At 72.2% G+C, this 17,341-nt stretch carries 15 protein-coding genes; 10 read left to right on the top strand and 5 right to left on the bottom strand.

What is annotated here, in order from left to right; translation table 11 throughout:
* Positions 1–41 precede the first annotated feature (41 nt).
* The 5 genes from IE239_RS08915 (at position 42) to IE239_RS08935 (ending at position 7,355) form a co-directional block, all read left to right on the top strand.
* Positions 42–1,157, top strand: coding sequence for a sensor histidine kinase (locus tag IE239_RS08915; RefSeq protein ID WP_190148732.1), 1,116 nt, complete (start codon positions 42–44; stop codon positions 1,155–1,157).
* 151 nt (positions 1,158–1,308) lie between these two features.
* A complete protein-coding gene (gene pheS / locus IE239_RS08920) occupies positions 1,309–2,430 on the top strand; it encodes a phenylalanine--tRNA ligase subunit alpha (RefSeq protein WP_190148733.1) in 1,122 nt (373 codons plus the stop codon).
* Positions 2,430–4,943, top strand: coding sequence for a phenylalanine--tRNA ligase subunit beta (gene pheT / locus IE239_RS08925; protein ID WP_190148734.1), 2,514 nt, complete (start codon positions 2,430–2,432; stop codon positions 4,941–4,943). The genes pheS and pheT overlap by 1 nt, the downstream gene beginning before the upstream one ends.
* A gap of 418 nt (positions 4,944–5,361) precedes the next feature.
* A complete protein-coding gene (locus tag IE239_RS08930) occupies positions 5,362–6,702 on the top strand; it encodes an NsdA family TPR-like regulatory protein (RefSeq protein WP_190148735.1) in 1,341 nt (446 codons plus the stop codon).
* 122 nt (positions 6,703–6,824) lie between these two features.
* Positions 6,825–7,355, top strand: a complete 531-nt coding sequence (locus IE239_RS08935; protein WP_190148736.1) for an NUDIX hydrolase — start codon at positions 6,825–6,827, stop codon at positions 7,353–7,355.
* Between the two features lie 22 nt (positions 7,356–7,377).
* Here IE239_RS08935 and IE239_RS08940 read toward each other — a convergent pair whose 3' ends face one another.
* Both IE239_RS08940 and IE239_RS08945 read right to left on the bottom strand, forming a co-directional pair.
* The gene (locus IE239_RS08940) at positions 7,378–7,635 is read right to left on the bottom strand and encodes a hypothetical protein (RefSeq protein WP_190148737.1); all 258 of its coding nucleotides are present in this window, start codon (positions 7,633–7,635) and stop codon (positions 7,378–7,380) included.
* Positions 7,636–7,835: 200 nt separating this feature from the next.
* Positions 7,836–8,693: a 3-hydroxybutyryl-CoA dehydrogenase gene (locus IE239_RS08945; RefSeq protein ID WP_190148738.1), complete on the bottom strand. Its 858-nt coding sequence runs from the start codon at positions 8,691–8,693 to the stop codon at positions 7,836–7,838.
* 182 nt (positions 8,694–8,875) lie between these two features.
* Between IE239_RS08945 and IE239_RS08950 the strand changes: the two genes are divergently transcribed.
* On the top strand, positions 8,876–10,096 hold the full coding sequence (locus IE239_RS08950; protein ID WP_190148739.1) for a glycoside hydrolase family 10-like protein: 1,221 nt from the start codon (positions 8,876–8,878) through the stop codon (positions 10,094–10,096).
* Between the two features lie 70 nt (positions 10,097–10,166).
* On the opposite strand, the gene IE239_RS08955 is transcribed toward IE239_RS08950, so the two are convergent.
* Both IE239_RS08955 and IE239_RS08960 read right to left on the bottom strand, forming a co-directional pair.
* A complete protein-coding gene (locus IE239_RS08955; protein ID WP_190148740.1) occupies positions 10,167–10,370 on the bottom strand; it encodes a DUF1918 domain-containing protein in 204 nt (67 codons plus the stop codon).
* Positions 10,371–10,456: 86 nt separating this feature from the next.
* Positions 10,457–11,383, bottom strand: a complete 927-nt coding sequence (locus IE239_RS08960) for a DMT family transporter (RefSeq protein WP_190148741.1) — start codon at positions 11,381–11,383, stop codon at positions 10,457–10,459.
* On the opposite strand from IE239_RS08960, the gene IE239_RS08965 reads away from it, so the two are divergent.
* The 3 genes from IE239_RS08965 to IE239_RS08975 all read left to right on the top strand — a co-directional run bounded on the left by IE239_RS08965 (position 11,382) and on the right by IE239_RS08975 (position 13,996).
* Positions 11,382–12,833, top strand: a complete 1,452-nt coding sequence (locus IE239_RS08965; RefSeq protein WP_190148742.1) for an aminotransferase-like domain-containing protein — start codon at positions 11,382–11,384, stop codon at positions 12,831–12,833. The genes IE239_RS08960 and IE239_RS08965 overlap by 2 nt on opposite strands.
* 27 nt (positions 12,834–12,860) lie before the next feature.
* Positions 12,861–13,298: a GNAT family N-acetyltransferase gene (locus tag IE239_RS08970; RefSeq protein ID WP_190148743.1), complete on the top strand. Its 438-nt coding sequence runs from the start codon at positions 12,861–12,863 to the stop codon at positions 13,296–13,298.
* Between the two features lie 104 nt (positions 13,299–13,402).
* Positions 13,403–13,996 carry a histidine phosphatase family protein gene (locus IE239_RS08975; RefSeq protein WP_190148744.1) on the top strand — a complete coding sequence of 198 codons (594 nt, stop codon included), beginning with the start codon at positions 13,403–13,405 and terminating at the stop codon, positions 13,994–13,996.
* Positions 13,997–14,289: 293 nt separating this feature from the next.
* Here IE239_RS08975 and IE239_RS08980 read toward each other — a convergent pair whose 3' ends face one another.
* Positions 14,290–15,360: a LacI family DNA-binding transcriptional regulator gene (locus IE239_RS08980; RefSeq protein ID WP_190148745.1), complete on the bottom strand. Its 1,071-nt coding sequence runs from the start codon at positions 15,358–15,360 to the stop codon at positions 14,290–14,292.
* Between the two features lie 935 nt (positions 15,361–16,295).
* On the opposite strand from IE239_RS08980, the gene IE239_RS08985 reads away from it, so the two are divergent.
* Positions 16,296–17,336, top strand: coding sequence for a sugar ABC transporter substrate-binding protein (locus IE239_RS08985; protein WP_190148746.1), 1,041 nt, complete (start codon positions 16,296–16,298; stop codon positions 17,334–17,336).
* Positions 17,337–17,341: the final 5 nt, after the last annotated feature.

Raw genomic sequence — 17,341 nt, forward strand, 5'->3', positions numbered from 1 at the left:
TCGCGGGCCTCTTCCGGGAGGGCGGGAGGTGGAGTACGGGGATGAGTGTCGGCACGACCAGCGCACCGGGAGCGGCCCCGCCGGCCGGTGACCTCACCGGACTCGGCATCGACCCCGACGACCTGCCCGACGGGCTCGTCGTCGCCGACGAGAACGGCCGCGTGATCTGCTTCAACGCCGCCGCCCGGCGCATCGCCGCCGTCACCGCCGAGGACGTCCTCGGGCAGCGCCTCGACAAGGCCCTGCCGCTGGAGGATCTCGAGGGCCGCCGCTGGTGGCAGCTGACCGACCCCTACGGCGGCCTCGCCATCCGCGTCGGCCAGCCCGAGCGCAACCTCCTGCTGCCGGGCGGACGTGAGGTGCTCGTCTGCGCCCGGTACGTCCGCGCCGAGCCCACCGGTCCCGTCCGCCGGGTCGTCGTCTCGATCCGCGACACCGAGGCCCGCCGCCGCACGGAGCGCAGTCACGCCGAGCTGATCGCCACCGTGGCGCACGAGCTGCGCTCCCCGCTCACCTCCGTCAAGGGCTTCACCGCCACGCTGCTCGCCAAGTGGTCGCGGTTCACCGACGACCAGAAGCGGCTGATGCTGGAGACCGTGGACGCCGACGCGGACCGGGTCACCCGCCTCATCGCCGAGCTCCTCGACATCTCGCGCATCGACTCCGGACGGCTGGAGGTGCGCCGCCAGCCCGTGGACATGGGCGCGGCCGTGGGACGGCACATCCAGGCCTACGTGGCCGCGGGCCAGCCCGCCGACCGGTTCCTGCTGCGCATCGAGCAGCCGCTGCCCGCGCTGTGGGCCGACCCCGACAAGATCGACCAGGTGCTGAGCAACCTGATCGAAAATGCGGTGCGCCACGGCGAGGGAACCGTCACGATCGACGTCACGCCCGCCGCGTCCCCCCGGGAAGGGGAGGACACCGGCACGTCGGTCACCGTGAGCGACGAGGGCGCAGGCATCCCGGAGGAGTCCATGAACCGCGTCTTCACCCGCTTCTGGCGGGGCAGCAAGCGCGGCGGGACCGGCCTCGGGCTGTACATCGTCAAGGGCATCGTCGAAGCCCACGGCGGCGCCATCACGGTCGGCCGCGCCCCCGGCGGCGGCGCCGAGTTCCGATTTACGTTGCCCGTGAGCGCCCCGGCGTATCTCTCCTGAGACCGGTCCGGGCGGCCCACGGGCGCATCGGTACAGCCCCACCCCGTTAGACTCGGCCTTTGGCACCCTTGTGTCCCATGGACGGCCCTCTGACCTCTGCGTGAGTCGGTGACGGGGACCTTCAGCCAGCGAATCGGAAGCACGGGAAGAGATGTCGGCACCGAACAAGTCGTACGACCCGGTAGAGGTCGAGGCCCTGAAACCGGAAGAGATCGAGCGCATGCGTGACGAGGCGCTCGCCGCCTTCGCCGCCGCGGACTCGCTCGACGCGCTCCAGGAGGCCAAGGTCGCCCACACCGGCGGCGCCTCCCCGCTCGCCCTCGCCAACCGCGAGATCGGCGCCCTGCCCCCGCACGCCAAGGCCGCCGCCGGCAAGCTGGTCGGCCAGGCGCGCGGCGCCGTGAACAAGGGCCTGGCCGCCCGGCAGGAGGAACTGGAGGCCGAGCGCGACGCACGCGTCCTGGTCGAGGAGGCGGTGGACGTCACGCTGCCCCACGACCGCGTGCCCGCCGGCGCCCGCCACCCGCTGACGACACTGTCGGAGCGCATCGAGGACGTCTTCGTGGCCATGGGCTACGAGGTCGCCGAGGGCCCGCAGGTCGAGGCCGAGTGGTTCAACTTCGACGCGCTCAACATCGGCCCGGACCACCCGGCCCGCGGCGAGGCCGACACGTTCTTCGTGCAGGGCCCGCAGGGCGGCACCGAGTCCGGCGTCGTGCTGCGCACCCACACCTCGCCCGTGCAGATCCGCTCCCTGCTCGGCCGTGAGCTGCCGGTGTACGTGATCTGCCCCGGCCGCGTGTACCGCACGGACGAGCTGGACGCCACGCACACGCCGGTCTTCCACCAGGTCGAGCTGCTCGCCGTGGACGAGGGCCTGACCATGGCCGATCTCAAGGGCACCCTGGACCACATGGTCCAGTCGCTGTTCGGCGAGGGCATGAAGACCCGGCTGCGGCCGAACTTCTTCCCCTTCACCGAGCCGTCCGCCGAGATGGACATGGTGTGCTACGTCTGCCGCGGTGAGTCCGTCGGCAACCCCGACCGGCCCTGCCGCACCTGCTCCAGCGAAGGCTGGATCGAGCTCGGCGGCTGCGGCATGGTCAACCCCAAGGTGCTGGCCGCCTGCGGCGTCGACCCGGAGAAGTACAGCGGGTTCGCCTTCGGGTTCGGCATCGAACGGATGCTGATGTTCCGCCACAACGTCGAAGACATGCGAGACATGGTCGAGGGTGACGTCCGGTTCACCCGGCCGTTCGGGATGGAGATCTGATGCGGGTCCCGCTTTCCTGGCTGCGGGAGTACGTCGACCTGCCGGCCACCGAGACCGGCCGTGACGTGCAGGCCAAGCTCGTCGCCGCCGGCCTCGAGGTCGAGACGGTCGAACACCTCGGCGCCGACCTCAAGGGCCCCCTGGTCGTCGGCCAGGTGCTGACCATCGAGGAGCTCGAGGGCTTCAAGAAGCCGATCCGGTTCTGCACGGTCGACGTCGGCGCCGCCAACGGGACGGGTGAGCCGCAGGAGATCGTCTGCGGCGCCCGCAACTTCGCCGTCGGCGACAAGGTCGTCGTGGTCCTCCCGGGCGCGGTGCTGCCCGGCGGCTTCGCGATCGCCGCGCGCAAGACCTACGGCAAGACCTCCCACGGCATGATCTGCTCCAGCGACGAGCTGGGCATGGGCGACGACGGCAGCCACGGCATCATCGTGCTGCCGCCGGAGACCGAGGTCGGCAAGGACGCCATCGAGCTCCTCGAGCTGGTCGACGAGGTCCTGGACATCGCCGTCACCGCCAACCGCGGCGACTGCCTGTCGATCCGCGGCGTCGCCCGCGAGGCCGCCATCGCCTACGGTCTGGCGCTGCGCGACCCGGCGCTGCTCGACGTACCGGCGCCGAACGCCTTCGGCTACCCGGTGCAGGTCTCCGAGCCGATGGGCTGCGACCGCTTCACCGCCCGCACCGTCACCGGTCTGAGCCCCGAGGCGCGCTCCCCGATCTGGCTGAAGCGCCGGCTCCAGAAGGTCGGCATGCGCCCGGTCTCGCTGGCCGTCGACGTCACCAACTACGTGATGACGGAGCTCGGCCAGCCGCTGCACGCCTACGACCGCGGCCTGGTACAGGGCACGATCGGCGTGCGCCGGGCGGCGGAGGGCGAGCGGATCGTCACCCTCGACGGCGTGACCCGCGAGCTGCACGCCGAGGACCTGGTCATCACCGACGACCGCGGGCCCATCGGCCTCGCCGGCGTCATGGGCGGCGCGAACACCGAGATCGCCGACCACGACGACGCGGACAACGTGACGACCGACGTGGTCATCGAGGCCGCCCACTTCGACGCGGTGTCGATCGCGCGCACGGCGCGTCGCCACAAGCTGTCCTCCGAGGCGTCCCGGCGCTTCGAGCGGGGCGTCGACCCGCAGGCCGCCGCAGCCGCCGCGCAGCGCACGGTGGACCTGCTGGTGCTGCTCGCGGGCGGCACCGCCGACGCGGGCGTCACGGAGATCATCGCGCCGTCCGCGCCGCACACGATCAGCGTCCCGGCCGACCACCCGGACAAGGTCGCGGGCGTGGTGTACGGGCGGGAGACCGTCGTCCGCCGGCTGCAGCAGATCGGCTGCGACGTCTACGGGCAGGACGAGCTGATCGTCACCGTCCCGTCCTGGCGGCCCGACCTCGCCGAGGCCAACGACCTGGCGGAGGAGGTCATCCGGCTGGAGGGCTACGAGAACCTGCCCTCCACGCTGCCCAAGCCGCCCTCGGGCCGCGGGCTCACCCACCGCCAGCGTCTGCACCGACGCGTCGGCCGCGCGCTGGCCGGGGCCGGCTACGTCGAGGCGCCGAACTACCCGTTCGTCAGCGAGCAGGTGTTCGACCAGCTCGGTCTGGACGCCGGGGACCCGGCCCGCCGCGTCGTGAAGCTCACCAACCCGCTCAACGACGAGGAGCCCGCGCTCCGCACGTCGCTGCTGCCGGGTCTGCTGGGCGCGCTGCGCCGCAACGACGGCCGGGGCTCGCACGATCTGGCGCTCTTCGAGACCGGGCTGGTCTTCCTCCCGCGCGAGGAGCAGGGCGTCGCCGGGCACCTGCCCGTCGACCGCCGTCCCACCGACGAGGAGCTGGCCTCGCTCGACGCCGTGCTGCCCGAGCAGCCGCGCCATGTCGCCGTCGTCCTCGCGGGCGCCCGCGAGCAGGCCGGCTGGTGGGGCAGGGGCCGTCCGGCGGACTGGGCCGACGCCGTCGAGGCGGGCCGCACGGTCGCCCGGGAGGCCGGCGTCGAGCTCGTCGTCCGCAACGGCCGGTACGGGCCGTGGCACCCCGGGCGCTGCGCCGAGTTCGTCGTGACCGTCGACGGCGCCGAGCGGGTCGTCGGACACGCGGGCGAGCTGCATCCCCGGGTGCTGAAGGCCCTGGGCCTGCCCGCGCGCACCTCCGCCATGGAGCTGGACCTGGACGTCCTGGAGCAGGTCGGCGACGACACGCCCCAGGCGCCGAGCATCTCCACGTTCCCGGTGGCCACCCAGGACGTCGCCCTCGTCGTCGACCGGCTCGTGCCGCACGCCGACGTCGAGGCCGCGCTGCGGGAAGGCGCGGGCGAACTGCTGGAGGGCATCCGGCTGTTCGACGTCTACGAGAACGCGGAGCAGCTCGGCGACGCCAAGAAGTCGCTGGCGTACGCGCTGCGCTTTCGCGCGGGGGACCGGACGCTGACCGTCGACGAGGCGTCGGCCGCCCGTGACGCGGCGGTCGCCCTGGCGGGCGAGCGGACGGGAGCGGCCCTGCGGGCCTGACCTCGGATCGCGCAGTTCCCCGCGCCCCTGGCGGTGCGGGGGGCTGCGCCCCGGAGCTCGGGCTGAGTATCGGCCGCGGGCCCGTGACGACCGGTCGCGCAGTTCCCGTGCCCCGGAAATGCGGGGCTGCGCTCCTGCACCCGGTCCGGGTTGTGTGCCGGTCGCCGGCCACGACGGACCCGCACCCGTCCACGCACCCCGGACGTCACCGTCCGCCCGGCCCGCGGAGCGCTGCGCCGGGCCGTCGCTTTTCGAGGGGGAGCCGACGGCCCGGCGAACCTCTTGCGAGGCGTCTCAGTCAACCGGCCGTGAGCGCCCCGCGACAGCGCGCACACCCCGTCGGTGCGGGCTTTCCGTTCACACCCCGTGTGAAGACGGACCCACTAGTCTGGCGGCACCGAGGCACCGGGGGGCAACCATGCAGCCCAACACTTTGCTCGACGCGATCCTCGACGAGGCGGGCGTCTCGCACGCGGGCCTCGCCGCCCACGTCAACCAGGCCGGACGGACCCGCGGGCTCGCCCTGCGGTACGAGCACACGGCGGTGGCCCGCTGGCTGAAGGGCCAGCGGCCGCGCGGCCAGGTGCCCGATCTGATCTGCGAGGTGCTCGCGGTGCGCCTGCACCGGCCGGTCACCCTCGACGACATCGGTCTCGGAGTCCCGGGCGAGCCGTCCAGCCCGCACGGCGGCTCGCTCTCCGGCTTCGTCGAGCGGGCCACCGCCCTGTGGCGCTCCGACGAGCAGCAGCGTCCGCACATCCTGGGCGCGCCCGCCGTCACCGGCACACCGGCCGTGATGCCGGTGTGGGAGTGGGAGAACCCGCCGGAGGACGTGGACGTCTCCCGCGGCGGCCGGCATCGCGTGACCTCCGCCGACATCGAACTGCTGCGCGCCGCCCGCACCCACTACGAGCAGCTGTACCGCAAGGCGGGCGGCATCGCGACCCGCAGCCGTGTCGTCGGCTTCCTCAACGCCGAGACCGCGCCCCTGCTGCGCGGCAGTTACACGGACGAGACGGGCCGTCAACTGCATCGTGCCACCGGCGGGTTGGTGGCCGTCGCGGGCATCTGCGCGTACGACTCCGACGCGCACGGTCTCGCCCAGCGCTACTTCCACCAGGCGCTCAGGCTGGCCAAGGCCAGTGGCGACCGTGGACTGGGGGCGTATGTCATCGCCCTGCTGGTGAACCAGTCGCTGTTCATGCGGGACTTCCGGCAGGCCGTCGCCTTCGCGGAGGCGGCGCTGCGGGCGGCGGGCCGGCACATCACGCCCGCTCTCGCCTCCGACCTGTACGCGATGCAGGCCAAGGCGTACGCGCACCTCGGAGACGGCACGAGCGCCCTGTCGTGCATCCGGCGGGCCGAGACGGCCGCCGATCGCATCCGGCCCGGACACGAGCCCGACGAGACCGGCTATGTCCAGCCCGGTCTGGTCAACGTCCAGGTGGCGGAGGCGTTGCTCAGCCTCGGCGATCTCACCGCGGCCGCCGAGCACGCGGCGGCCGCCGTGGACACCCCGGCGCACGACCGAGGCCGGGTGCACCGGCTCGCCATGCTCAGCACCATAGAGCTGCGTCAGGGCGACGCCGACAAGGCGGTGGTCACCGCGGTGCGGATGGCCGAGCAGGCCCGGGGGATGGAGTCCCAGCGACTGCGCGACAGACTCCGGACGGTGCGCGAGCACCTGGTGCGCAGCGACTGCGCGGGTACGGCCGAGGCGGCCGGACTCATCGACGGAGCGCTGCGCGTACCGCTGTAGGCGGGGGCGTCAGGGGGTGCCCGGACCATGACGTCCGGAGGGCGCCGGCACCGGCGTCCGCGCCGACGCTGGATGGTTCCTGCTGCGATATTGCCACTCACCCGACGGAAGGTGGCAGAACCGTGCAGTGGACGAAACAGAACGAACAAACTGTGTATGAAAACCGCTGGTTCAGCGTCAACCTGGCAGATGTGGAGCTGCCCGACGGCCGGCACCTCGACCACTTCCTCATACGGCTGAGGCCGGTCGCCGTGGCGACCGTCGTCAACGAGGCCGACGAGGTCCTCCTGCTGTGGCGGCACCGCTTCATCACCGACAGCTGGGGGTGGGAGCTCGCCGCGGGCGTGGTCGAGGACGGCGAGGACGTCGCCCGGGCGGCCGCCAGGGAACTCGAGGAGGAGACCGGCTGGCGGCCGGGGCCCCTGCACCACCTGATGAGCGTGGAGCCGTCCAACGGGCTCACCGACGCCGTCCACCACATCTACTGGTCGGACGAGGCCGAGTACACGGGGCACCCGGTGGACGACTTCGAGTCGGACCGCCGGGAATGGGTCTCCCTCGAACTCGTCCCCGGCCTGGTCGCCCGGGGGGAGGTCCCGGCCGCCAACATGGCGGCCGCGTTGATGCTGCTGCACCACATCAGGCTCGGATGAACCAGCCGGCGTCCTGCCGGCGCTAGCGTCCGACGGCCTGCCAGACCGTCACGACCAGGGCGCCGACCGAGGTGAGCGCGGCGACGGCCGGCAAGGGCCAGCGGGCGTGCTCCAACGTCACGACGCGCGAGCTCAGTTCGTCGACCTCCTTGGCGGTCTCCTCGGTGCGGTGCGTCAGCAGAGCCAGGCCGCCCTCGACGCGGGCGTACGCCACGTCGAGCCTGCGCCGTAACTCCGCGAGTTCTCCAGGGGCGACGGGATGCTCGGAATCGGTGGTCACGTGTCCGCTCCTTTCCGTGGTCGTCTCACATCCCTTGCGTGCGCATCATGAGTGAACCCGCCTGGTGGGCCCGCGGGGAGAGTGTGCGCGCGGCATATGCGGGCCCAGCGTGCACACGGCGTGTGAAGGGAACGGGCCCGGCGCTCCGTGGAGCGCCGGGCCCGTGACCGGCCGGCAGGGGGACCCTGCGTGACGAGGGGTCAGTACGTGTAGAAGCCCGAGCCGGTCTTGCGGCCCAGCCGGCCGGCGTCGACCATGCGCTGCAGCAGCGGGGGAGCGGCGTAGAGCGGCTCCTTGTACTCCTCGTACATCGAGAACGCGACCGAGGCGACCGTGTCCAGACCGATCAGGTCGGACAGCTTCAGCGGGCCCATCGGGTGGGCGCAGCCCAGCTCCATGCCGTTGTCGATGTCCTCGCGGCTGGCGATGCCCGTCTCGAACATCCGGATCGCGGACAGGAGATAGGGGATCAGCAGCGCGTTGACCACGAAGCCGGAGCGGTCCTGGGCGCGGATCGCGTGCTTGCCGAGCGTCTTCTCGGCGAACGACTGCGCCCGGCCGAGCGTCCCCTCCGAGGTCGTCAGCGCCGGGATCAGCTCGACGAGCTGCTGCACCGGGGCCGGATTGAAGAAGTGGATGCCGACGACCTGGTCCGGCCGTGAGGTGGCGACCGCCAGCTTCACCAGCGGGATGGAGGAGGTGTTGGAGGCGAGAATCGCGTCCGGGCGGGTCACCACCTGGTCGAGGACCTGGAAGATCTCGGTCTTGACCTGCTCGTTCTCGACCACGGCCTCGACGACCAGATCGCGGTCGGCGAACTCGCCGAGGTCCGTGGTGAAGCTCAGGCGTGCCAGTGCGGCGTCCCGCTCCTCCTCGGAGATCTTGCCACGCTCGGCCGCCTTGGCCAGGGAGTTGAGCAGCCGGGTCCGGCCGATCTCCAGGGCCTCGCCGTTGGTCTCGGCGACCTTGACGTCGAGGCCGGCGCGGGCGCAGACCTCGGCGATGCCCGCCCCCATCTGGCCGCAGCCCACCACTCCGACCCGTTCGATGTCGGTCACATCGCACCTTTCGCCGCGCTGACTGTGTTGGCAGTGGCAGGTCTGCCGGGTTCCGGTCGGCCTGCTCCGATCGTGCACGTTACTAGCAGGTATCGATGATCGATCGTCGGGGTGGGGGCATGCTGGGGCCCGGACGCGATCCGTGACCGAACGGATCCGCAGAGTATGTGGGGATGTGTGTGATGGGGCGACTGACCCGGCGGGCGTTCGCGCTGGCAGCGCTGTCGGCGTTCACCACGACGGGCGCGGCGGCCGCTCCCGGGCGGGAGCGGCGGGCGACGACCGAGATGCGGGGGATGTGGCTGGCGACCGTCGCCAACCGCGACTGGCCGTCCCGGACGGGCCTGACCGCCGCCGCCCAGCGCGCCGAACTGATCGCGCTGCTCGACGTGGCGGTGCGCAGGCGGCTCAACACGGTGATCCTTCAGGTGCGGCCCACGGCCGACGCGCTGTGGGCCTCGCCGTACGAGCCGTGGTCGGAGGTGCTCACCGGCGTCCAGGGCAGGGCGCCGGGCTGGGACCCGCTGGGCACGGCCGTCTCGGAGGCGCACGCCCGCGGCCTCCAGCTGCACGCCTGGTTCAACCCCTATCGGATCGCGACCCACGACGATCCCTCCCGGCTGGTCGCCTCGCATCCCGCGCGCCGCCACCCGGACTGGGTGGTGCCGTTCGGCGGGAGGCTCTACTACAACCCCGGCCTGCCCGAGGTTCGCGCCTTCGTGCAGGACGCGATCCTCGACGCCGTCGAGAAGTACCCCGTGGACGCCGTGCACTTCGACGACTACTTCTACCCCTACCCGGTCGCCGGCCAGACCTTCGACGACGCGGACGCCTACGACGCCCACGGCGGCGCCTTCACCAGCCGGGCCGCCTGGCGGCGCGACAACGTCGACAGGCTGGTGCTGGAGACGGCCGCCCGGATCAAGGCCACCCGGCCCGGCACCCAGTTCGGGATCAGCCCGTTCGGCGTGTGGCGCAACGCCTCCACCGACTCGCGCGGCTCGGACACCCGGGCCCTGCAGTCCTACGACGACATCCACGCCGACACGCGCAAGTGGGTGCGTGAGGGCTGGATCGACTACGTGGTGCCGCAGCTGTACTGGAACATCGGGCTGTCGGCCGCCGACTACGCCGAGCTCGTGCCCTGGTGGGCGGAGGTGGCGAAGGGCAGCCGCACCCGGCTGTACATCGGCGAGGCCCTGTACCGGGCGGGCGACCCGACACAGCCGGCGGCCTGGCAGGACCCGGCTGAACTGTCGGCCCACCTCGATCTGGCCGCCGCGCACCCCGCGGTGCGCGGACACGTCTTCTTCGCCGCCGAGGACGTGAGGACGGACCGGATCGGAGCGATGGCCAGGGTGGTCGCCGACCACTACCGGCAGCCGGCCGAACCCCCGCGCTGAGCCGCGCCGAGGTCCGGCCGTGGTCTGCTGACCGTGGTGTGCCGAAAGGGACGAGCCGGGTCGCGACGCGTCAGGGTCGCCGCTCTCCGGCCTTGCGGTGGCGGATCTCGGTGTCGGGGCCGGGCGAGCACACGCCCTCGTGCCCGTCCTCGAAGCGGACGCGGTACGGGGGGTCACCGCCCTGGCCCAGTACCTCGACGATCTCGCCGACCTTGTCGTGTTGCCCGACCACCCTGCCATGCTGGACAAGCTGGTCGCCCGTGGTTGCGCGCATCTGGGGCCTCCTCACTGTGCCGAGCGGCGGTCCGTGCCGTCGAGTTCCTGATCCTCGCGTCCGTCGCGGGCGCCGGCGGCTCGCGGTCAGCCGCGCGCCCGCTGGGTGACGGCGATGCAGACGACGACGGCGGCGGCCGTCAGCGGCGCGGCGGGGGTGAGGTGTTCGCCCAGCAGCAGCACCGACCACACCAGTGTGAGCAGCGGCTGGGCCAACTGCAACTGGCTGGCCCGGGGGACGCCGATGGCGGCCATGCCCCGGTACCAGACGACCAGGCCGAGGAACTGCGAGCCCGCGGCGACCCAGAGCAGTCCGGCCACGCTGTGCGCGGTGGGGCGGGCGGGGTCCAGGGCGAGGGCGAGCGCGGCGGCGGGCAGGGTGAGAGGCAGACAGAACACCAGCGCCCAGCCGATGACCTGCCAGCCCGGCATGACCCGGGCCAGCCGGCCGCCCTCGGTGTAGCCGGCCGCGCACACCAGCAGCGCTCCGAACAGGTAGAGGTCGGCGCTGGTCAGGGCCCCGCCGCTCTGCTGCACGGTGAAAGCCGCCACGGCGCCCGCGCCGGCCAGGGCCGCCGCCCAGAACGCGCGGGACGGGCGGGCGCCCGTGCGCAGTGCGGACAGCAGCGCGGTCGTCAGCGGCAGCAGGCCCACCACCACGGCCGCGTGCGCGGTGGTGGACGTCCGCAGCGCGAGGGTGGTCAGCAGGGGGAAGCCGACGACGACCCCGCCGGCCACGACGGCCAGTCCCGCCCAGTGACGGCGGGCGGGCGGCGGGATCCTCAGGGTCAGCAGGCACACACCGGCGATCAGGGCGGCCAGGGCGCTGCGCGCCGCGACCAGCGTCCAGGGGCCGAAGCCCTCCAGCCCCCAGGCCGTGGCGGGGAAGGTCAGCGAGAAGGCGACGACACCGAGGGCGGCCTGGAGGGTGCCGGGGCCGCTCCGCCTGTCAGCGAGGTCCGGAGTGCTGACCGCTATCGCGGACGGTGCGATAGCGCTACTCTGTGTCTTCATGCAAGAGCGTAGCAGTGTGGGTGAGCTGGTGGAACAGCTGCGCCGGGAGTTCGACCGCTACTCGCCGGGCGGGAAGCTGCCGTCGAGCCGGGCCCTGGTCGAGAGGTTCCGGGTGAGCCCGGTGACCGTCTCGCGGGCGCTGGCGCACCTGGCCGCCGAGGGGCTCGTGGTCACCCGCCCCGGCGCGGGCGCCTTCCGGGCCCGGCCGTCGCGCGCCGCCACCGCCGTCGGCGACACCTCCTGGCAGGAGGTGTCGCTGAGCGCGGACGGCACGGGCGACCTCGTCCCGCGCTCGGTGGACGCCTCGGGCGTCACGGTCTCGCTCTCCGCCCCGCCGCCCGGAGTGATCGAGTTCAACGGCGGCTACCTCCATCCCTCGCTCCAGCCGGAGCGGGCCATGGCCGCGGCCCTGGCGCGGGCGGGACGCCGGCCCGGTGCCTGGGGGCGGCCGCCGATGGAAGGGCTGCCGGAGCTGCGCGAGTGGTTCGCGCGCACCGTCGGCGGTCCGGTCACCGCGGCCGAGGTGCTGGTCAGCGGCGGCGGCCAGGCCTCCCTGACCACCGCGCTGCGCGCCCTGGCCCCGCCCGGCGCGCCGGTGCTGGTGGAGTCGCCCACCTACCCCGGCATGCTCGCGATCGCCCGGTCGGCCGGACTGCGGCCCGTCCCGGTCCCGGTCGACCCGGACGGCGTCAGGCCGAAGCTGCTCGCCGACGCCTTCCGGGCGAGCGGCGCCCGGGTCTTCGTCTGCCAGCCCCTGTTCCAGAACCCGACCGGGGCCGTCCTCGCCGCCGACCGGCGGGCCCAGGTGCTGCGCATCGCCCGGGACGCGGGCGCGTTCGTCGTGGAGGACGACTTCGTGCGCCGGCTCGCGCACGAGGACGCCGGTCCGCTGCCGCGTCCGCTCGCCGCCGAGGACCCCGACGGCGTCGTCGTCCACGTCGGATCGCTGACCAAGGCGACCTCGCCGAGCTTCCGGGTCAGCGCCCTCGTCGCCCGCGGCCCGGTCCTGGAACGGCTGCGCGCCATTCAGGTCGTCGACAGCTTCTTCGTGCCCCGCCCGCTGCAGGAGGCGGCCCTCGAACTCGTCGGCTCACCGGCCTGGCCCCGCCATCTGCGGTCCGTGGCAGCGGAGTTGAGGGCCCGGCGGGACGCGATGACCGCGGCGCTGCGGCTGAGCCTGCCCCGGCTCGCCCTGCCGCACATCCCGTCCGGCGGCTACCACCTGTGGCTGCGGCTGCCCGACGGCACGGACGAGGCGGCGTTCACCGCCGCCGCACTGCGCGCCGGCGTCGCCCTCGCCCCCGGCCGCCCCTACTTCAGCGCCGAACCCCCGGCCGCCCACGTCCGGCTGAGCTTCGCCGCCGTCGCCGGGACGGCGGAGATCGCGGAGGGGGTGCGGCGGCTGGAGACCGCGTGCGAGGAGGCACTGCCCGCAAACCGTTCGACATGACGCCGCCCCCGCTGTGAGGATCCCGCCATGACCGACACTTCCGGCCTCCCCGACGGCTACGAGATCTCCGCCGACCCCGACCGGCTCGACGTCGAGCGCGTGCACCGCTGGCTGTCGGCCGACGCCTACTGGGCGATCGGGCGGACCCTGGGCCGACAGGAGCGGGCGATCGCGGGCTCGCTCAACTTCGGGGTGTACGACACGCTGTCGGGGGAGCAGGTCGCGTACGCCCGGGTGGTGACCGATCAGGCCACCTTCGCCTGGCTGTGCGACGTGTACGTGGACCCCGCCGTGCGTGGCAAGGGGATCGGCACGGCGCTCGCCGAGGCGGCGCGGGACCACCTCGCGCCGTACGGGCTGCGCCGCGTCCTGCTCGCCACGCACGACGCGCACGGCGTCTACGAGAAGGCCGGATTCCGGCCGCTCGCCGAGCCCGACCGGTGGATGGCGCTCGTTTTCGAGTGACTTGCCCCGGCGTGTCCAGGCCTTCCCTCAGGGTTCGGCGCAGTCCTGACAACTGGCAGGTAACGCGTCTTGACCTGCGTACTTCCGCGGCCCACCATCACCGCATGCCACTTCGGGTCACGTTCGTCGCCGCCGCTCGCAGCTCCTCGCTGCTCGCGGAACGCTTCGAGGACGACCGCCCGCTCGACCAGGCGGGCTGGGACGAGGTGCAGCGGGCGGTCCCCGACCTCCCGCCGCTGGCGGCCGCCGGGCTGCGCTACTGCTCGCCCACCCCGCGCAGCCGTGCGACCGGCGACGCCCTCGGGTACGCACCGCTGGTGCAACTCGCTCTGCGGGACTGCGACATGGGCCGCTGGCGGGGTCTCACCCTCGGTGAGGCGATGGCCCGCGAGCCACAGGCGGTGGACGCCTGGCTGGCCGATCCGCTGGCGACCCCGCACGGCGGCGAGTCCCTGCTCGACTTCATCACGCGGGTGGGCGACTGGCTCGACACCCGGCCGATCGGCGACGGCGACAAGATCGTCGCGGTCGCCGAGCCCGGCGTGATCCGCGCCGCCGTGGTCTACGCGCTCAAGGCGCCGCCGGCGGCGTACTGGAACATCGACGTGCGCCCCCTGTCGGCGACGACCGTCACCGGCCGGGGCGGGCGCTGGAACCTGCGGCTCGAAGGCGTGCCGGTCCAGCCCACGCGCGCGTAGCCGGTCGTCGGCGGCCGGTGCTCGCCGGGCCGCCCGTCCGCCACAGAGCTGGGCCGCTGCGGCGGAGACCGGCCGGCACTGTGCCGGGCAGCACTCGCCCGTCGCCGTTCACTCCCGAAACTTCCGCTGCCGTACGGCCTGATGCGTCACGCCCCGCCCTGCGGGGGGCGTGGCCGCCGGGGCGGCGCGCCTGCGTGGGCGGGCGGGTGCGGGTGTGCTCGTGGTGGCGGAGCGGGTCGCAGGCCTCCCCTTCTCCTGGAACTCCGGACACCGGGTACCGCATTCAGTCGTCTTCAGTCGTCGCCGTAATCGTTCACGGGATTTTCGTCCGGTGGCATGTGTCGCGACCGGAATGTTTCCCGAGGGGCCGCGGTCTCTCCGCACGATTCCCGGATCACCAATGCGCAGTCGAGCAAATGGGATTCCACCGATCCGGCGTTGATCGCCTCGAGCAGCATGTCCACCGCCAGTGCCCCCATTCTGGTCACCGGCTGCGAAACCGTGGTCAGTGGCGGATCCAGCAGCTGAAACCAGGGCGGATCGTCGAACCCGGCCACCGCAATGTCGCTGCCGATGCGAAGGCCTCGCCGACGCATTTCCTGAAAAACTCCCAAGGTCATCAGGTTGTCGATGGCGAACACCGCCGTGGGCGGTTCGTCCAGATCGAGCAACTCGACAGCGGCACGCCGGCCGCTGTCCGCCTGGAAGTTTCCGAAACGCACGAGCTCATCCGGAAGGTCCAGCGAACGTGCCCGCATCGCGGTGCGGAAGGCGGCCAGCCGCTCGCGGCCGGTGACCGTCGCTTGAGGGCCGGTGATCACCGCGATCCGTTCATGCCCCAGATCCACCAGGTGATCGACCAGTTGTGAGATCGCCAGGCTCCCGTCCGCACGCACCACCGGGGCTTCCATGCTGGCCAACGACCGGTCGACGAACACCATGGGCACGCCCTGGCGTGCCACGGCACGCAGGGCCTCCGACTCCTCCAGCACCGGCGTCAGCAGCAGACCGTCGACACGCCGGGCCAGCAGCAGCTCTATGTACCCGTCCTGGCGGTCGGTCTCCTCGTTGGCGTTGCACAGGATCACGCTGTACCCGTGCTCGTGCGCCGCCTCTTCGATGGCCCAGGCGAGCTCGCTGAAGAAGGGGTTCACCATGTCGGGGATGATCAGTCCGATCGTCTGCGTCCGTGTGGTCCGCAGCGAACGAGCGACGGTGTTCGGCCGGTAACCCAGGGCCTGGGCTGCCGCGACGACGCGTTCCCGCACGGCCGCGCTCACGCCGTCCGCCCCCGAGAGGGCCCGTGACACCGAGGCCGTCGAGACCCCGGCACGCCGAGCGACGTCTGCGACGGTCACCGCCATCGGCCACCTCCCACACCTAGATCAGACCCCCCTTGTAATCGATTACGCCCGGTGCCGTCAAGGGTCCGGAACCAACTCGATGCGATGGCATTCCACCCTTGACACCCCTTACGGCGCATGGTTTAAATAACTCGCCATCAGCAACGTAATCGATTACGTAGCGGCAATACACATCCTGGCTGACTGTTCCTGGAAGGGACGTGCGTGATGCAGCCTTGCGAAAAAGCCGGCTTGTCGCGCGCCACCGTCCAGTGGCCGTGGGCATTGCCGTACCGAAATGACGGCCGGAGGCCATCCGGCACCGGAACCTCGTTCACTCCGGCGGAATTACGGTCCGACCGTCCCGGCTTACCCTCCTTCTGACTTCTCATCCACCAGGTGGCCGAGGGCAGGCGACAAAGGGAATCAGCTGAACCAATGCCCCGTGGCACAGGAATGAGCAAAGCTCATCACTTCCACGGGATTCCCGCAGTCCGCCGGTCCGCCGACGCCGCTCGGCGCTGAGTGCTCGGCCGGCCCGGCCGCGGCACCGCCGCGTCGCGCTGTACGCCGAACCCGCCATACCGCCGTGCTGCCATACCGCCATACCGCCGTGCCGCATGCCGGTTCCGCTGCCGATCGACGATCGACGGCGGCCGGATCGCCGATCCACGTCCCCTTGTCGTCGCAGCCCGCCTGCCCGGTCCTCCGGGACGTCAGCACCGGTCGGCTGTCACTCCACCGCACCCACCCGCCGGCGAGGCCGAACCCGGACCCGGCGGGCCGCTTTCGCATCCGCACCTTCGGCCACCTGCCGGTCAGAAACCGGACCAGGCCTCGGCTTGCCCGCCCGTAGCCGGTCGGAGAGCCCCCCTCACCCCACCGCCCGAGTCCCCTTTTCTCCCGGTCGGCACAGATCCGACCGGACGCAATGACGCGAAGAAAGGCACACCGCCATGTCCAACCACACCAGACGCAGTCTGTCCACCGTGACCATCGCCATCACCCTGCTCACCGCAGTGGCGGCCTGTGGCCGGGGCGGGCAGAGCGGCGGCAGCGGGAGCGGTCAGAGCAAGGATGCCCCCCGCATCGCCATCGTCACCCGTGACTTCACCAACCCCTACTGGGCGGCCCTGCGGGACGGTGCGCTGGCCGAGGGCAAGAAGCTGGGCGTCACGGTGAACGTCCAGGCCGGTCAGTCGGAGACCGACTCCACCGGGGAGAACGCCAAGTTGTCCGCCCTGGCCGGGCAGAACTACGACTGCTTCGGCGTGGTGCCGGTGAACGCCACCAACGTGATCACCCCGCTGGTCCCGGTGGCGCAGAAGAAGATCCCGATCCTCAACCTGGACACCCAGATCGACCCGGACGCCTCGAAGCAGGCCGGCGTGTCCTACGCGTCGTTCATCGGCTCCGACAACCTGACCGCGGGGAAGCAGGCCGGAGAGGCGCTGCTGAAGCGCATGGGCGGACATGGCGACGTGGCCCTCCTGCAGGGCATAGCCGGCGAGCAGAACGGCATCAACCGCCAGAAGGGCTTCTCCGATGCGGTGGCGGGCAAGCTCAAGATCGTGGCCACCCAGCCGGCCGACTACGACCAGGCCAAGGCACAGACGGTCACGGAGGCCGTTCTGAAGGCGCACCCGGGGATCACCGGGATCTTCGCCGCCAACGACTCCATGGGCCTGGGCGCCGCACAGGCGGTGAAGAACGCGGGGCTGACCGGGAAGGTGTCCATCATCTCCGTGGACGGCATCACCGCCGCTCTGCAGGCCGTGAAGGCCGGCACGCTGAGCGGCACCATCTCGCAGTACCCCTACGCCGAGGGACAGATGGCCGTGCAGGCCTGCATCAATCTGGTCAAGCACAAGACCGTGCCCACCCGGATCGTCTCCCCGACGGCGCTGATCGACTCCAGCAACGTGGACAAGGCGATCAGCTCCTTCCCGCAGCCGATCGAGCCGTTCACCAACCCGCTGACCACGGACGGGAAGTGAGTCGA

This window comes from Streptomyces humidus (genome assembly GCF_014649655.1).
In the GTDB taxonomy this organism is placed as follows: domain Bacteria; phylum Actinomycetota; class Actinomycetes; order Streptomycetales; family Streptomycetaceae; genus Streptomyces; species Streptomyces humidus.

Excerpts from the sequence above, each read along its gene's own strand:
- IE239_RS08915 (WP_190148732.1), top strand. The coding sequence starts at position 42 with ATGAGTGTCGGCACGACCAGCGCACCGGGAGCGGCCCCGCCGGCCGGT.
- pheS (WP_190148733.1), top strand. The coding sequence starts at position 1,309 with ATGTCGGCACCGAACAAGTCGTACGACCCGGTAGAGGTCGAGGCCCTG.
- pheT (WP_190148734.1), top strand. The coding sequence starts at position 2,430 with ATGCGGGTCCCGCTTTCCTGGCTGCGGGAGTACGTCGACCTGCCGGCC.
- IE239_RS08930 (WP_190148735.1), top strand. The coding sequence starts at position 5,362 with ATGCAGCCCAACACTTTGCTCGACGCGATCCTCGACGAGGCGGGCGTC.
- IE239_RS08950 (WP_190148739.1), top strand. The coding sequence starts at position 8,876 with ATGGGGCGACTGACCCGGCGGGCGTTCGCGCTGGCAGCGCTGTCGGCG.
- IE239_RS08955 (WP_190148740.1), bottom strand. The coding sequence starts at position 10,370 with ATGCGCGCAACCACGGGCGACCAGCTTGTCCAGCATGGCAGGGTGGTC.
- IE239_RS08965 (WP_190148742.1), top strand. The coding sequence starts at position 11,382 with ATGCAAGAGCGTAGCAGTGTGGGTGAGCTGGTGGAACAGCTGCGCCGG.
- IE239_RS08960 (WP_190148741.1), bottom strand. The coding sequence starts at position 11,383 with ATGAAGACACAGAGTAGCGCTATCGCACCGTCCGCGATAGCGGTCAGC.
- IE239_RS08970 (WP_190148743.1), top strand. The coding sequence starts at position 12,861 with ATGACCGACACTTCCGGCCTCCCCGACGGCTACGAGATCTCCGCCGAC.
- IE239_RS08975 (WP_190148744.1), top strand. The coding sequence starts at position 13,403 with ATGCCACTTCGGGTCACGTTCGTCGCCGCCGCTCGCAGCTCCTCGCTG.
- IE239_RS08980 (WP_190148745.1), bottom strand. The coding sequence starts at position 15,360 with ATGGCGGTGACCGTCGCAGACGTCGCTCGGCGTGCCGGGGTCTCGACG.
- IE239_RS08985 (WP_190148746.1), top strand. The coding sequence starts at position 16,296 with ATGTCCAACCACACCAGACGCAGTCTGTCCACCGTGACCATCGCCATC.